Annotated in this window: 12 protein-coding genes; 8 read left to right on the top strand and 4 right to left on the bottom strand. The window is 68.0% G+C overall.

Annotation, left to right across the window (positions count from 1 at the left end):
• The first annotated feature begins 78 nt into the window (after nt 1–78).
• Both GXY47_13285 and GXY47_13280 read left to right on the top strand, forming a co-directional pair.
• Nucleotides 79–2,811 carry a UPF0182 family protein gene (locus tag GXY47_13285; GenBank protein NLV32117.1) on the top strand — a complete coding sequence of 911 codons (2,733 nt, stop codon included), beginning with the start codon at nt 79–81 and terminating at the stop codon, nt 2,809–2,811.
• Between the two features lie 10 nt (nt 2,812–2,821).
• Entirely contained in the window at nt 2,822–3,328 is a 507-nt protein-coding gene (locus GXY47_13280) for a YajQ family cyclic di-GMP-binding protein (protein NLV32116.1), read from the top strand.
• Nucleotides 3,329–3,358: 30 nt separating this feature from the next.
• On the opposite strand, the gene GXY47_13275 is transcribed toward GXY47_13280, so the two are convergent.
• The 3 genes from GXY47_13275 to GXY47_13265 form a co-directional block, all read right to left on the bottom strand.
• On the bottom strand, nt 3,359–4,399 hold the full coding sequence (locus GXY47_13275; protein NLV32115.1) for a 2-oxoacid:ferredoxin oxidoreductase subunit beta: 1,041 nt from the start codon (nt 4,397–4,399) through the stop codon (nt 3,359–3,361).
• Nucleotides 4,389–6,227, bottom strand: coding sequence for a 2-oxoacid:acceptor oxidoreductase subunit alpha (locus GXY47_13270; GenBank protein ID NLV32114.1), 1,839 nt, complete (start codon nt 6,225–6,227; stop codon nt 4,389–4,391). The genes GXY47_13275 and GXY47_13270 overlap by 11 nt, the downstream gene beginning before the upstream one ends.
• Nucleotides 6,228–6,316: 89 nt before the next feature.
• Complete coding sequence (locus tag GXY47_13265) at nt 6,317–6,790, bottom strand: NYN domain-containing protein (protein NLV32113.1); 474 nt, start codon at nt 6,788–6,790, stop codon at nt 6,317–6,319.
• Between the two features lie 159 nt (nt 6,791–6,949).
• Here GXY47_13265 and GXY47_13260 point away from each other — a divergent pair, with 159 nt between their 5' ends.
• The 6 genes from GXY47_13260 (at nt 6,950) to GXY47_13235 (ending at nt 13,262) form a co-directional block, all read left to right on the top strand.
• On the top strand, nt 6,950–7,801 hold the full coding sequence (locus tag GXY47_13260; GenBank protein ID NLV32112.1) for a 50S ribosomal protein L11 methyltransferase: 852 nt from the start codon (nt 6,950–6,952) through the stop codon (nt 7,799–7,801).
• Between the two features lie 207 nt (nt 7,802–8,008).
• On the top strand, nt 8,009–9,439 hold the full coding sequence (locus tag GXY47_13255) for an FAD-binding oxidoreductase (protein NLV32111.1): 1,431 nt from the start codon (nt 8,009–8,011) through the stop codon (nt 9,437–9,439).
• 12 nt (nt 9,440–9,451) lie between these two features.
• Nucleotides 9,452–10,408 carry a hydrogenase iron-sulfur subunit gene (locus GXY47_13250; GenBank protein NLV32110.1) on the top strand — a complete coding sequence of 319 codons (957 nt, stop codon included), beginning with the start codon at nt 9,452–9,454 and terminating at the stop codon, nt 10,406–10,408.
• Nucleotides 10,405–11,667, top strand: coding sequence for a nickel-dependent lactate racemase (larA, locus tag GXY47_13245; GenBank protein ID NLV32109.1), 1,263 nt, complete (start codon nt 10,405–10,407; stop codon nt 11,665–11,667). The genes GXY47_13250 and larA overlap by 4 nt, the downstream gene beginning before the upstream one ends.
• A gap of 4 nt (nt 11,668–11,671) precedes the next feature.
• Nucleotides 11,672–12,337 carry a hypothetical protein gene (locus tag GXY47_13240; protein ID NLV32108.1) on the top strand — a complete coding sequence of 222 codons (666 nt, stop codon included), beginning with the start codon at nt 11,672–11,674 and terminating at the stop codon, nt 12,335–12,337.
• Nucleotides 12,338–12,356: 19 nt separating this feature from the next.
• Complete coding sequence (locus GXY47_13235; protein ID NLV32107.1) at nt 12,357–13,262, top strand: methylenetetrahydrofolate reductase; 906 nt, start codon at nt 12,357–12,359, stop codon at nt 13,260–13,262.
• 51 nt (nt 13,263–13,313) lie between these two features.
• Here the strand turns inward: GXY47_13235 and GXY47_13230 are convergent, their stop codons facing one another.
• Nucleotides 13,314–14,342: a uroporphyrinogen decarboxylase gene (locus tag GXY47_13230; GenBank protein NLV32106.1), complete on the bottom strand. Its 1,029-nt coding sequence runs from the start codon at nt 14,340–14,342 to the stop codon at nt 13,314–13,316.
• Nucleotides 14,343–14,359: the final 17 nt, after the last annotated feature.

Below are 14,359 nucleotides of genomic sequence, written 5' to 3'. Positions count from 1 at the left end.
GCTGTTTCGGTGGAACCGGTGCGCCGAAGCGTGTATGATGGACCGCATCGACAATCGATAAACCGGGATAGGAGAGTTATGCACAAAAGAATCACCTGGATGGTCGTTCTCATCGCGCTTTTTGTGCTTTTCGGCGGGCTGTCGTTCGGCGTGGGCCTGTACTTCGATTACCTCTGGTTTGCGGAACTGGGCAAGACCGCGGTGTTCACCACGGTTCTGTACGCCAAGAGCCTGCTCGGGTCCACAACGCTGCTGGCCGCATTCCTCTTCCTCTATCTCAACCTCCTGTTCGCCAACCGCGGCCCCGGCCAGATCGAGATCGGGATACCGACGCCCAACGGGCAGATCACGGCCTACCGGGTCGAACCCGAAACCGTGCGGCGGTTCGCCGGGCTGGCCTCGCTCGCGATAGGATTTCTGATCGGGGTCGGGTACGCGGCCAACTGGGAGAGGGTCTGGCGGTGGCTCCACCGGGTCGATTTCGGCTCGTCCGACCCGGTCTTCGGGCGCGACGTCTCCTTCTTCTTCTTCACGCTGCCGTTTCTGCGCGACGTGGTGCGCTTCGGCCTCATGCTCTCCTTCCTCGCCCTGATCGGGGTGGCGGTGCTCTACTACTTCAAGGGGGCGCTCAGCTGGGGCCAGCTGAAGGGGGACGCGGGGCGCAGCCGCCCGAGCGTCCACATTTCGCTCCTGGCCGCGCTGGTCTTCGCGCTGCTCGGCGCGAGCGCGTACCTCGACCGGTTCGAGCTTCTTTACGGCACCCACGACGTGTTTTCCGGGGCCGGGTACGCCGACCTGCACGCGCGCCTGCCCATGCTCAGCCTGCTCGCGCTGGCGGCCCTGGCCGGGGCCCTCCTGTGGATAGCCAACGCGTTCCTCAGGGGCAGCCGCCCCGCCGTCATCGCCATCCTCCTCTACCTCGTGGTGATGTTCGGGGGGAACCTCTACCCCGCCTTCATCCAGAAGTTCTTCGTCGATCCCAACGAACTCGACAAGGAGAGCCCGCAGATCGCCCATAACATCCGGGCGACGCTCGAGGCCTACAAGCTCGAGGCGGTCGAGGAGCGCGACCTGTCGGGCGACACCGCGCTCACGGCGCGCGACATCGAGGACAACTCCGCCACCATCCAGAGCATCCGGCTGTGGGACCACGAGCCGCTGCTGGACGCCCTGAAGCAGATCCAGGAGATCCGGACCTATTACGATTTCGTCTCGGTCGACAACGACCGCTACCTGATCGACGGGCAGCTCAAGCAGCTGATGCTCTCGGCGCGCGAACTGAACAGCGCGAGCCTCCCGGAGCGGAACTGGATCAACGAGCACCTGAGCTACACCCACGGCTACGGGATCGCGGTGGGGCCGGTCAACCGGATGACGTCGGAGGGGCTGCCGGTGCTCCACGTGCAGAACATCCCGCCGGAGTCCTCCTACCCGCTTCTGGAGGTGGACCGCCCCGAAATCTATTACGGGGAGTTGACGCAGAGCTACGCGCTGGTCCACACGGGGCAGGAGGAGTTCGATTACCCCTCCGGCGAGGAGAACGTCTACGCCCGCTACCAGGGGGAGGGGGGCGTGCGCGTCCACTCCCTGCTGCGAAAGCTCCTGTTCGCCTTCTACTTCCGCGACCCCAACATCCTCCTGTCGCCGCTGGTGACGCGCGACAGCCGTTTCCTCTACTTCCGGGACATCCGGCAGCGCATCAACCGGCTGGCGCCCTTTCTGATGCTGGACCAGGACCCCTACATGGTGATCTCCGACGGGAAGCTCTTCTGGATCCAGGACGCCTACACGGTGTCGGACCGCTACCCCTATTCCACCCGCACGCCGGGGGTGGGCAACTACATCCGCAACTCGGTCAAGGTGGTGGTCGACGCCTATAACGGCGGCGTGGACCTGTACGTGGCCGACGCGGAAGATCCGGTGATCCGGGTCTACCAGAAGATCTTTCCCGGGGTCTTCCGCCCGCTCTCCGAGATTCCCGAACACCTCCGGCGGCACCTGCGGTACCCGGAGGACATCTTCACGGTGCAGACCTACATGTACTCGGTCTACCACATGGGGGCCCCGCAGATCTTCTACAACAAGGAAGACCTGTGGCAGATTCCGACCCTCGCGACCGGGAGCACGGAAAACCCGATGTCCCCCTACTACACCATCATGCGCCTGCCGCAGGAGAGCCGGGAGGAGTTCATCCTGATGCTCCCGTTCACGCCCGGCCGGAAGGACAACCTGTCGGCCTGGATGGTGGCGCGCAGCGACGGGGAGCACTACGGCAAGCTCGTCGTCTACCGCTTCCCCAAGCAGAAGCTGGTCTACGGGCCGCGCCAGATCGTCGCCCGGGTCAACCAGGACGCCGAGATCGCGCGCCAGATCGCGCTCTGGGACCAGCGCGGGTCCCAGGTGATCCAGGGGAACCTCCTGATCATCCCGATCGAGGAGGCGCTGCTGTACATCCGCCCGCTCTACCTGCGGGCCCAGAACGGCAAGATCCCGGAGCTCAAGCGCGTCATCGTCGCCTACGAGAACCGGATCGTCATGGAGGAGACGCTCGAGGCTTCCATCGCCCGGATCTTCGAGGGGCAGCTCTCCCTCCCGGACAGGGCCGGGGGGGCTGACGGCGAGTCGGCCGCGCCGCGTCCGCCGTCCTCGGCCCTCGGCCTGGTCGAGGAGGCCGGGGAAGCCTACAGCCGCGCCGTCGCGGCGCAGCGCCAGGGGGACTGGGCGAAGTACGGGGAGGAGCTCCGCAGGCTGGGGGCCGCCCTGGAGGAATTGAAACGGACGCGGGACGCGCAGCCGTCCCCCGAACCCTGAGGAGGGTGCCATGGCGGCCACGCAATCGTTCGACGTCACCTCGGGCTGCGATCTCCAGGAGGTGGACAACGCCGTAAACCAGGCGATGAAGGAGATCCGGCAGCGTTACGATTTCAAGGGGCAGAAGGTCGAGATCGAGTTCCGGCGCTCGGAAAACAAGCTGGTGGTGCGCGCTCCGGACGAATACAAGCTCCGGGCGGCCTGGGAGGTGCTCGAGGAGAAGATGGTGCGGCGGCAGGTGCCCCTTCGGAACCTCCAGCACGGCAAGGCGCAGCCCGCGGCCGGGGGGACGGTGGTCGAGGAGGTGAGCCTGCAGCAGGGGATCCCGACCGAGACGGCGCGCGCCATCGTGAAATACCTCAAGGAGCAGAAGATCAAGAAGCTCCAGTCGGAGATCCAGGGGGACCAGGTGCGCATCTCCTCCCCCTCGCGCGACGATCTGCAGACCGTGATGCGCCTGCTCAAGGAGAAGGACTTCTCGATCGAGCTCAAGTTCGGCAACTACCGTTCGCAGTGAGGGGGGGCCGTCGCCGCCCGGTCCGCCCCCCTACCTGAGCCGCGCCAGGATCTCTTCGAACGCGGCGCGGGAGGGGCGCAGCTTTTCCGGTGGGAGGGCCGCCAGGGGTTCGTCGTCGAGGTCGAGGAGTTCCGTGATGTCCGGTTTCCGGCCGTCGATGTAGAAGAGTCCCGTCAGGAACGTCCCCTCTTCCGACGACGCGCGGAGCTTCGCGAGCGCCCCGGCCCGGTCGGTCGGGTCGTACTCCCGTTCGAGCTTGCGCAGCGTGAGCCGGGAGCCGTCGTGGAGCGCGATCTCCCTCGTGGTCCCGTCGGCGTAATCCACCGCGATCTGCTCGAAATAGGGGATGAAGCCCACATCGTGCAGCCACTCCTCCGCCCCCTTCAGGTAGGGGTAGCTCTTGGTCGACCCCTCGTGGTTGTTGAAGGTGACGCAGGGGGAGAGCACGTCGATGAAGGCGGTCCCCCGGTGGCCCAAAGCCCCCTTCAGGAGCGCCGAGAGCTGCTTGGGGTCCCCCGCGAAGGAGCGGGCGACATAGCCGCACCCGAGTTCGATCGCCAGGGCGCAGCAGTCGACGGGGGGGAGTTCGTTGGCCTCCCCCCCCTTCCGGCGCGAGCCCCGGTCGGCCGTAGCCGAAAACTGCCCCTTGGTCAGCCCGTAGACGCCGTTGTTTTCGAGGATGTAGACGAGGGGGATGTTGCGGCGCATGGCGTGCACGAACTGACCGATCCCGATCGAGGCCGTGTCGCCGTCGCCGCTTACGGCCAGCCCCTTCAGGCGGCGGTTGGCCACGAGCGCGCCGGTGGCCACCGAGGGCATCCGGCCGTGGATGGCGTTGAAGCCGAAGGAGCGTCCCAGGAAATAGGCCGGGGTCTTCGAGCTGCACCCGATGCCGGAAAATTTGACCACCTCCGCCGGGTCGATCCCGTACTCGTAGAAGGCGCGGACGAGCTGGTTCGATATGGCGTCGTGGCCGCAGCCGTTGCACAGGGTGGACGGGCGCCCCTTGTAGGCTTCGATCGTCAGGCCGGCGCGGTTCGGCGCCCCGGGGCGCGGTTTGTCAGGCGACATGGTCTTCCCCTTTCCTTTCCCCTTCCAGGATCGATCCGGCGATCGAGGCCGCGTCGGCCGGGACGCCGTCGCAGTGAAGGACGGACCGCAGGCGGGCGGCGGCCGCCGGGAATTCGATCTGCAGGATCGCCCGCATCTGCCCGTCCCGGTTCTGTTCCACCACGTACACCCTCTCGTGGCGCTCGAGAAAGCGGGCTGTGTCCTCCCCGGGCGGCAGGGAGCGCAGGCGCAGGTATCCCGTTTCGACGCCATGCTCCTCCCGCAGCCGGTCGCGCGCCTCCTCCACCGCCGCGTGCGTGGAGCCCCAGGAGACGATGCCGACGGGGCCCCCCGCGCCGTCGGCGATGACCGGGGGGGGGAGGGAGGGGACGGCTCCCCGGATCTTGCGCGCGAGGCGCTCCATGAGCCGGGCGTAGTCCCCGGGCCGTTCGCTGTATTCGGCCTTCGGGTTGTGGCCGCTCCCGCGGGTGAAATAGGGGGCGCCCGGGTGCCGGTTCCCGGGCAGGGTGCGGGGGCAGACCCCGTCCCCGTCGCTGTCGAGGTAGCGGGCGAAGTCGGCCATCGCCTCCAGGTCCGGCTCCCGGAGTACCTTGCCGCGATCCAGCGGGATGTGGTCGGGGTAGGGGAACTCCTCCGCGACCCAGTCGTTCATCCCCAGGTCCAGGTCGCTCATGCAGATGACGGGGGTCTGGAAGCGCTCGGCCAGGTTCAGCGCCTGCTGGGCGAAATCGAAGCACTCCCCCGGGGTGGCCGGCAGGAGGAGGATATGGCGCGTGTCGCCGTGGCCGAGAAAGTAGCAGGAGAGCAGGTCCCCCTGGCTCGTGCGGGTGGGGAGGCCCGTGGAGGGTCCCAGGCGCTGGACGTCCCAGAGGACGGCGGGGATTTCGGCGAAATAGGCCAGGCCGGAAAACTCGGTCATCAGGGAGACGCCGGGACCGGAGGTCGCGGTCATGGCGCGGGCGCCCGCCCACCCCGCTCCCACGACCATGCCGAGGGCCGCCATTTCGTCCTCGGCCTGGATGACGGCGAACGACGCTTTCCCCGTGCGGGGATCGGTCCGGAACTCGCGCAGGAACCCCTGCAGCTGTTCCATCAGGGAGGTGGAGGGGGTGATGGGGTACCACGAGGCCACGGTGCATCCCCCGAACATCGCCCCCAGCGCCGCCGCGCCGTTGCCGTCGATGAGGATCCGGCCCCGGGTGAGGGTGCGCGGCTCGAGGCGGAAGGGGTCTCTCTTTTCCAGGTGGCGCTCGGCATGGGAGCGTCCCGCCTCGAGCGCCCGAAGGTTGAGATCGACGGCCCCGGCCTTGTCCGGGAACTGCCGCCGGATGGCCGCTTCCACCTCGGCGGTGTCGATGGAGAGGAGACGGGTGAGGGCTCCCACGTAAACCATGTTGGCCAGGAGCGCGCGGAGCCGGAAGTTGCCGGTGACCTCCTCCGCCAGCCGGGCGAAGGGGACTTCGTAGCAGTGGATGTCGTCGCGCAGCCTGCCCAGGCCCAGGGCCGATTCCGCGAGCAGCACCCCTCCCGGGCTGACCGCGAGCGCGTCCTCGCGCGCCGAGTGGGGGTTGAGGGCGACGGCGATGTCGATGCCGGCCTTGCGGGCGGCGTAGCCCCGCTCGCTCACCCGGATGGCGTACCAGGTGGGGAGTCCCGAGATGTTGGAGGGGAAGATGTTCTTGCCGCTGACCGGGATCCCCATGCGGAAGATCGCCCGCATCAGGATCGCGTTGGCCGACTGGCTCCCGGAGCCGTTCACCGTGGCGATCTGGAGGCTGAAATCGTTGACGACGGAAGCGGTGTTACGGCTCTTCGATGTCTGTTCCATAGATCCCGACGCAGTAGGGGTAAGGGTCCGCGCAACCGGGAGAAGTCTATCAAAAAAAAGGCGCCGAAACCACGGCGGCCTGGGGCGGCCTAGCCCTCCCCGCCGTCGAGGCCGAACCACCGCATCCACTCCGCCACGTCGACCGCCTCCTCCGGGCGCTTCCGGGTACGGCCGGGGCGGCTTGAACGAAGGCGCATCCTCGCGGCGAACTCCCGCCAGTCGAGGGTCGGGGCGCCGGCGCGGCGGCAGCGGGCGCGAAGCTCCAGGTCGTTGGTGACGACGGTGACTTCGGCGGGGCGGGAGGCTTCGCCGAGGCGCCGGAGGATGGCCGCGTCGGCCGATTCGGGTGCGGCGTAACGCACGGCGACCCCCGGGGGGAGGTCCGACCGCCCGGGGTCGTCCCCGTCGAAGAAGACCAGCAGGCGGCCCCCGCCCGCCCGGCGATAGGCGGCCAGCGCCGCCAGGAACTCCCGCCGCGGGCGCGGGTCGGCGGCCGCCGCCGCCGCCGATTGCCCGATCAGGTTGTTGCCGTCAAACCAGTAAGGCATGAGGACAGGATACAACGCCCAATCCTGGACATCCACCCTTTGCCCCAAAACCGGCGATGAGCCAGTCCTGGACATCCACCTTCTGGCTCAAAGAGTGGGTGTCCAGGATTTGTTCAAAGAGTGGATGTCCATAATTGTGTTCGGGTGGAGGGCGGTTGCGGGTATCCTTCCCCCATGGCTGAAGACTACGTGGAAGTGCGCCTGCGAACCGGTGTGGATGCGGGGGAGATCCTGGCCCTGCTCGACGGGGGGGAGGAGCTGGGAGCCTGGGAGGGGGGGGACGGGGTGGTGCACCTCTTCTGGCCGGCAAAAAGGTGGGACGGTGCGGCCCTCGAAGGACTCGAGCGGGCGCTGGGCGCGCTCGGCATCGACGCGGGAAGCCTGGAGGTGGAGCCGGTGCCGGACCGGGACTGGAACGCGGCCTGGGCGGCGTCCCTGCAGCCGATCCGGCTGGGCGGCCGCATCCGCGTCCGTCAGAGCTGGCACGAGCCCGACCCCGCTTTTGACGGCATCGAGCTGGTCCTCGACCCGAAGCGCGCGTTCGGCACCGGGCACCACGCCACCACGCAGCTGGTCGTCGAGTGGCTCGAGGAGAATATCCGCGGCGGGGAGCGGGTCCTCGACATCGGCACCGGGAGCGGCATCCTGGCCATGGCCGCGCTCCGGCTCGGGGCCCGGAGCGCGCTCGGGGTGGACAACGACCCGATCGCCATCGAGTGCGCGCGCGGGTACGCGGCCGCCAACGGCTTCGGGCCGGAGCTGGAGCTGCGGGCGGGCTCCTTCGAGGAGTGCGCCGGGCAGCGGGGCGACATCCTGGTCGCCAATATCGACGGCCGGACCCTTCCGGCGCTCTGCCCCCTCCTCCCGCGCCTGCTCGGGGACGGCGGCATCGGCTGCCTTTCGGGGCTGCAGGAGCAGGACGAGGACGAAATCCGCGGGGAGCTCGACCGGGCGGGGTTCGCGGTCCGTTCCCGGCGCCGGCGCGGGGAGTGGCTTCTGCTCGGCTTCGCTCCCTCCCGGGCCTGACGGTTTCCCGAAAATGGCCCCGGATTTTTCCTCCGGGCTGTGATAACCTGAAGTGTCGTGAGTTTGGCGTAGGCCCCCCTGAGGACTGGAGGGTTATTTGTCCCGGCGTCGTCTCGAGAATGGTTTGATACCCGTTTTTACGGGCGCGGATCCGCATTCCCCTCTTCTGTTTCGGTCGTCATCCCCTATTATCGCGAGAGGTGGTCGATGAGTGACATCAACTTTGAGAAACTGAAAGCCATCGTCGGGGAGGGCGGCGTCCTCTCCGACCCGGCCGATCTCTACGTCTACGGCTCCGATTCGAGCGTGCACGAGGGAACGCCGCACGCCATCGTCCGCCCGCGGAACACCGAACAGGTGCAGCAGCTGCTGCGCTACGCCGACGAGGAGCGGATCCCGGTGATCCCGCGCGGCTCCGGCTCCGGCATGTGCGGCCAGGCCGTTCCCGTCCGGGGGGGCATCATCCTGGACATGAAGGCGATGAACCGGATCCTGGAGATCAACCCGCAGGACGGCTACTGCCGGGTGGAGCCGGGGGTGGTCGACGACGACCTGAACAAGGCGCTGAAGCCCCACGGGGTCTTCTACCCCCCGACCCCCGCCTCGAGCGTGGTGGCCACGATCGGCGGGGAGATCGCCAACAACGCCTCCGGCACCCGTTCGGTCAAGTACGGGGCGGCGCGCGACGCCATCCTCGCGATGAAGGTGGTCCTGGCCGGCGGGGAGCTGGTTTCGCTCGGGGCGACCACGCGGGTGGCGGCGAGCGGCTACCCGCTCGAACGCCTCATGGTGGGCTCGGAGGGGACCCTGGGCGTCATCGTCGAGGCCACCCTGCGCTTCGTACCCATCCCCAAGCTCCGCTGCCTCGGGATCGCCATGTTCAACGTGCTCGGGGAAGCGGGGGACGCCATCAGTGAAATCATGGGGAGCGGGTGCCAGCCGTCGATGCTCGAGCTGGTGGACAAGGTGGCGATCACGGCCGCCAACAAGGCGGAGAACCTCGGGCTCCCGGAGGTCGAGGCCATCCTGCTGTTCGAGGCCGACGGCATGGCGAAGGAGACGATCGATCCCGAGATCGAAAGATTCCGCACCATCTGCGAGCGCCACAACGGCTTCGGCCTCGAGTTCAGCTACGACGAGAAGGAGCGTGCGCGGATCTTCGCCGCCCGCTCCAAGCTCTTCCCCTCGCTTTCGAAGTACGACGAGCGCCTGGCCTCGACGTCGCTGGCCGACGACATGGCGGTGCCCTTTTCCAAGATGGCCGAGACCGCCAACAAGATCCACGAGATCGCCGAGCGCAACGGCCTGGTCATGACGGCGTACGGCCACTGCGGCGCCGGGTGCATGCACACGAAGATCCTGATGGACACGGAGAAGGGGACGCAGTGGGAGGGCGCCCGGCAGGCGGTCAAGGAGATTTACGAATACGTCCTGTCGGTCGGCGGGACCACTTCGGCCGAACACGGGATCGGGCTCAGCAAGGCCGGGGCCTTCAGGCGCGAGAAGGCGGCGGTGCTCGACCTGATGCGGGGCATCAAGAAGGTGTTCGACCCGAACAACATCATGAACCCGGGCAAGCTGATGGACGGCCCGGACGACTGGGTCGGCGAGACGCATTTGCGCTATCAGAAATCGTAGGCGGGGGCGAACATGGGCGATATGGGCAAACTGGAAAAATGGAAGGGCGCGCTCAACAAGTGCATCCGCTGCGGCTACTGCTACGAGCACTGCCCGATCTACAAATCCACCCGGTGGGAGATCGACAGCCCGCGGGGGAAGCTGATCCTGCTCTACGGCCTGCTGAGCGGGGAGATCGAACCGTCGGAGTACGTGGCGGGCAAGCTGATGGAGTGTTTCCACTGCGGCCGCTGCCAGAAGGCGTGTTCCTCCGGGGTCCCGATCCAGGACGTCTACCAGGACGCCCGGGAACTCCTCGTCGAGGCGGGGTTCGAGGTCCCCGGCACCACTTCCCGGACCGACACCGACGTCTGCGCCCTCTGCCTGAACTGCGTCCGGATGTGCAAGCACGAGGCGCGCAGTTTCGTGGACGGCCGGATCGTGACCGACCTGCTGAAATGCCAGTCCTGCGGCAGCTGCCTCGACATCTGCCCCAAGCAGGGGGTCACGATCGGGCGCGGCTTCGGCACCAACCCCGACGAACTCGACCGGGAGGTGGCGGCGTTTTTCGCCGACGGGCGCAACCCGGAGGCCAAGGCCGTCGTCTTCTCCTGCGGCTGGTCCAACTACCCGGGGATGCAGACGGCCAGCTACGAGCCCGATGCCGCGTCGGCCGAGTACAAGGTGCTGGTGACGGTCTGCAGCGGCCGGATCCGCTCGGAAACCATCCTGTCGACCCTGGACGCCGGCGCCTGGGGGGTGCTGGTCGTCTCCTGCCCGGAGGAGGACTGCGAGCACGGGGGGAGCCCGCGGGTGAAGGCGCGCCTGGAGGCTCTCCTGAAGCCGCTGGCGGCGATCGGGGTCGACCCCGGGCGCGTGCAGGTGGCCGAGGTCGCGCAGGGGAACCCCAAGAAGTTCCTGGAGGCGACCCAGGCTTTCATGAAGGATGTCCGGGCCCTGGGCCCGCTGCTGGTAAGGAGCGAGGCATGAAACTGCGGCTGCCCTACGGGAAGGAGGGATATCTCGAGGCCGCCATCGACGAGGCGCGCATCGAGGGGATCATCGAACCGAACCGCGTCCCGATCGGGGACGAGGGGGAGGTGATCCGCCGGGCGCTCGAGCACCCGGTCGGCTCGGCGGGAGTCCGCGCGTTTCTGGCCGGCGCCCGGGACGTCCTCGTCATCGTCAACGACCCGACCCGGCCGACGCCGACGGCGCGGGTGCTCGATTACCTCGAGCCCGAACTGGCCGGCCTGGAGGTCAGCTTCATCGTGGCCACGGGCGCCCACCGGGCGCCGACGCCCGAGGAGTACGTGCAGATTTTCTCCGAGCGGCACTACGCCCGGTACCGCGACCGCATCTTCGTGCACGACGCCCGCAGGAGCGAGGAGATGGTCCACCTGGGGACCTCGAAGAACGGGACCGAGATGAGGGTCAACCGCCGCGGGGTGGAGGCGGACCGCATCCTCATCATCAGCTCGGTGGAGCCCCACTACTTCGCCGGCTACACCGGGGGGCGCAAATCGTTCCTCCCCGGGATCGCCGCCTTCGACACGATCGAGCAGAACCACAAGCTGGCGCTCAGGCGGGAGGCCTCGGCGCTGCGGCTGGAGGGGAACCCGGTCCACGAGGACATGATCGACGCCCTCTCGACGGTCAAGAAGGAGATCTTCGCCATCAACACGGTGCTCGACCGGGACCACCGGATCTACGCCGCCGTGGCCGGCGACATCTACGGCTCACTCGAACCCGCGGTCGCCCGGGCCAACGAGGTCTTCGTCGCCGAAATCCCCCGCAAGGCCGATATCGTGATCTCGGTGGCGAAGTTCCCCTCCGACATCGACCTGTACCAGGCCCAGAAGGGGATCGACAACGCCAAGTACGCGCTCAAGGAGGGGGGGATCCTGCTCCTGGTGGCCAAGTGCCGCATGGGGATCGGGGACGAATCGTTCGCCCGCCTGCTCGGGTCGGCCAGTTCGCCCGCGGACGCGCTCCGGCGCATCGAGGAAGGCTTCGTCCTGGGCTATCACAAGGCGGCCAAGATGGCCGAGATCGGGCTCTGGGCCCAGGTCTGGGCGGTGACCGACCTGGACCCGGCGTTTTTGGAGAGCGTGTTCATCCGCCCGTTCGCCGGGCTCCAGGAGGCCGTGGACGCCGCCCTCGGGGAGAAGGGGCCGGACGCTTCGGTCCTCGTGCTGATGGACGGGAGCCTGACCATCCCCGTCGTCCGGGACCAGGCAAGGAGGTAGAGACATGATTGTAGGGGATTGGAAACCGATCGAGACCATCCTGGATTACCTGGCCGAGCGCGAACGCATCCTGATCGCCGGCTGCAACGGCTGCGTCACGGTCTGCAACGCGGGGGGGCAGAAGGAGGTCGACATGCTCGCCCGGATCCTGGACCTGGCGGGGAAGAGGCGGGGGCGCCCTTTCCGGATCACGAAGATCACCGTCGAGCGGCAGTGCGACCCGGAATTCCTGCCCGAACTGCTCGCCCTGGCGGGGGAGCACGACGCCGTCCTTTCGATGGCGTGCGGCGCCGGCGTTCAGCTCGTGGCCGAGCATGCCCAGGGCCGTGAGGTGTTCCCGGCGCTCGACACCAACTTCATCGGCGCCGTGGAGCGCAAAGGGGAGTGGGGGGAGCGCTGCCAGGCCTGCGGCGACTGCAAGCTGTTCGTGACGGGCGGGATCTGCCCGGTCACGCGCTGCTCGAAGAGCCTGATGAACGGGCCCTGCGGGGGATCGCGCGACGGCAAGTGCGAAGTCGATCCCGAAATCCCCTGCGCCTGGAACCTCATCGTCGACCGGCTGGAGGCGCTGGGGCGGCTGGACCAGTACGACGTCATCCAGCCCCCGGCCGACTGGTCCAAATCACGGGACGGCGGTCCGCGCAAGCTGATCCGCAAGGATCTCCAATAGAATTGTCGGGGGAAAGCTCATGAGTCCAAGCAGGCTGCAGTCCGTACTGGAAGCAGGGAAATTCGCCGTGACCGCGGAAGCGGGTCCCCCGCGGGGGCCGGACGCCGAGGCGGTGCGGCGGAAGGCGCGCCTCCTCAAGGGGAGCGTCGACGCCTGCAACGTCACCGACAACCAGACGAGCGTGGTGCGGATGGCGAGTATGGCCGCCTGCCGCATCCTCTCCGAGGAGGGGGTGGAGCCCGTCATGCAGATGGTGTGCCGGGACCGCAACCGGATCGCGGCCCAGAGCGACATCCTGGGGGCGGCCGCCCTCGGGATCCCCAACCTCCTCTGCCTGACGGGGGACCACCAGAGCTTCGGCGACCACCCGCAGGCCAAGAACGTGTTCGACCTCGATTCGATCCAGCTGGTGAAGGTCGCCCGGGAGATGCGGGACGCGTCGCTCTTCGCGGGGGGGAAGGCGCTCGAGGGAAAACTCGAACTCTTCATCGGCGCCTCGGCCAACCCCTTCGCCGACCCGGCCAAGATCCAGGTCCCGCGCCTGGCCAAAAAGGTCGCGGCCGGAGCTGAATTTATTCAAACTCAATGTGTATTTAACATTGAAAAGTTTAAGGAATGGATGAATGACGTCCGGGAGCGCGGACTCGACACCGCCACCCACATCCTTGCCGGGATCACCCCGGCCCGGAGCGCCGCCATGCTCGAGTACATGGCCACCCATGTGGCGGGGATGGACGTGCCCGAGGCCGTCATCGCCCGGGTCAAGGGGGTGCCGAGGGACAAGCAGGCCGGGGAGGGGATCCGCATCGCGGTGGAGACCGTGCGGCAGCTCCGGGAAATCCCCGGGGTCCGCGGGGTCCACATCATGGCGATCGAGTGGGAGGAGTCGGTCCCCGAGATCGTGAAAGAGGCCGGGGTGCGCTGACCCCCATCCCTCCTGGTCCCGGCACCGGTCCCCTCCGGCGCCCGAGGGGGGTTACAGCCGGGCGACGGCGTCGATGAAGGCGCGGATGTTTTCGGTCGGCGCGCCGGGGGGCATCCCCCCGCCGCAGGAGGCCACGAGGCGCGACCGGTCGCGGAGCGCGCCGAACATCTCCGTGGCGGCGCGCGCCACCTCCTCCGGGGTCCCCGCGGCGAGGACGTCGCGCGGGGGGAGATTGCCGACCAGCGCCACTTTGCCCCCGGTCCATTCCCTCATCTCCTCCAGGGTGTGCTGCACCCCGAAATTGAGCAGGTTGATCCCCGCGTCTGCGAGCAGGGGGGCCGAGGCCTTCGAAGGGGCGTCGTTGTGGAAGAACTTCACCGCGACGCCGGCGTCGAACGCGCGGGCGAGGCGGGGAAGGGCGAACCGCTCGAAATCGTCCCGGCCGACGAACCCCACGATGTCGTCCAGGAGCAGGATCCCGTCGATCGAGGGGAAGCACTCCCGCTGCCATTCGATCCAGTCCACGAGAAAGCCGGTGACGACATCGAGCAGCCGGTGCATGAGCTCCGGGTCGGTCCGGAGCGCGGTCAGAAACTCGGTCGTCCCCATGAGGAAGCTCGCTATGTTGAGCGGCCCGCGCGCCACCGCGAAGCGGATGCGGTGCCCCGCCTTCACGATTTCGGGTTCGAGGTGCCTGAGGCGCTGGATCACGAAGGGGAGCAGCCCCTCCCGGCGCGCATCGGGCCGCTCCAGGCGCTCGACGTCCCGGGGCGCGGCGAGCGTTCTTCGGGCGAAGGGGAAGGCGTCCTCCTCCCACACCGATACGGCGCCGAAGGCGGACGGCTCGGTGCACATCCCGTACTCGGACCAGAAGCCGGGGAGCATCATCGCCCCGGGAAAGGTCTCGAGCGCCTTCAGGTTGGCGTCGAGAAACGCCCGCTCGTCGGTGAAGTAGTCGAGGATCGCGTGCCCCGCCCAGTTGGGGAGCCAGGGGCTGTCGATGATGAAGCCCACGGGGATCCGCGCCGGCTCCTCACCGCGCACGACCGCGAGCAGCGTGTTCCATTCGGCCTCCTTCATGATGCGCCTCCTCCCGT

Source organism: Acidobacteriota bacterium (assembly GCA_012729555.1).
Taxonomy (GTDB): Bacteria; Acidobacteriota; UBA6911; order UBA6911; family UBA6911; genus UBA6911.
This window is presented reverse-complemented; position numbering and strand designations above follow the sequence as displayed.

Bases quoted from the DNA above. Each gene is read 5' to 3' on its own strand.
- GXY47_13285 (NLV32117.1), top strand. From the start codon at position 79: ATGCACAAAAGAATCACCTGGATGGTCGTTCTCATCGCGCTTTTTGTG.
- GXY47_13280 (NLV32116.1), top strand. From the start codon at position 2,822: ATGGCGGCCACGCAATCGTTCGACGTCACCTCGGGCTGCGATCTCCAG.
- GXY47_13275 (NLV32115.1), bottom strand. From the start codon at position 4,399: ATGTCGCCTGACAAACCGCGCCCCGGGGCGCCGAACCGCGCCGGCCTG.
- GXY47_13270 (NLV32114.1), bottom strand. From the start codon at position 6,227: ATGGAACAGACATCGAAGAGCCGTAACACCGCTTCCGTCGTCAACGAT.
- GXY47_13260 (NLV32112.1), top strand. From the start codon at position 6,950: ATGGCTGAAGACTACGTGGAAGTGCGCCTGCGAACCGGTGTGGATGCG.
- GXY47_13255 (NLV32111.1), top strand. From the start codon at position 8,009: ATGAGTGACATCAACTTTGAGAAACTGAAAGCCATCGTCGGGGAGGGC.
- GXY47_13250 (NLV32110.1), top strand. From the start codon at position 9,452: ATGGGCGATATGGGCAAACTGGAAAAATGGAAGGGCGCGCTCAACAAG.
- larA (NLV32109.1), top strand. From the start codon at position 10,405: ATGAAACTGCGGCTGCCCTACGGGAAGGAGGGATATCTCGAGGCCGCC.
- GXY47_13240 (NLV32108.1), top strand. From the start codon at position 11,672: ATGATTGTAGGGGATTGGAAACCGATCGAGACCATCCTGGATTACCTG.
- GXY47_13235 (NLV32107.1), top strand. From the start codon at position 12,357: ATGAGTCCAAGCAGGCTGCAGTCCGTACTGGAAGCAGGGAAATTCGCC.
- GXY47_13230 (NLV32106.1), bottom strand. From the start codon at position 14,342: ATGAAGGAGGCCGAATGGAACACGCTGCTCGCGGTCGTGCGCGGTGAG.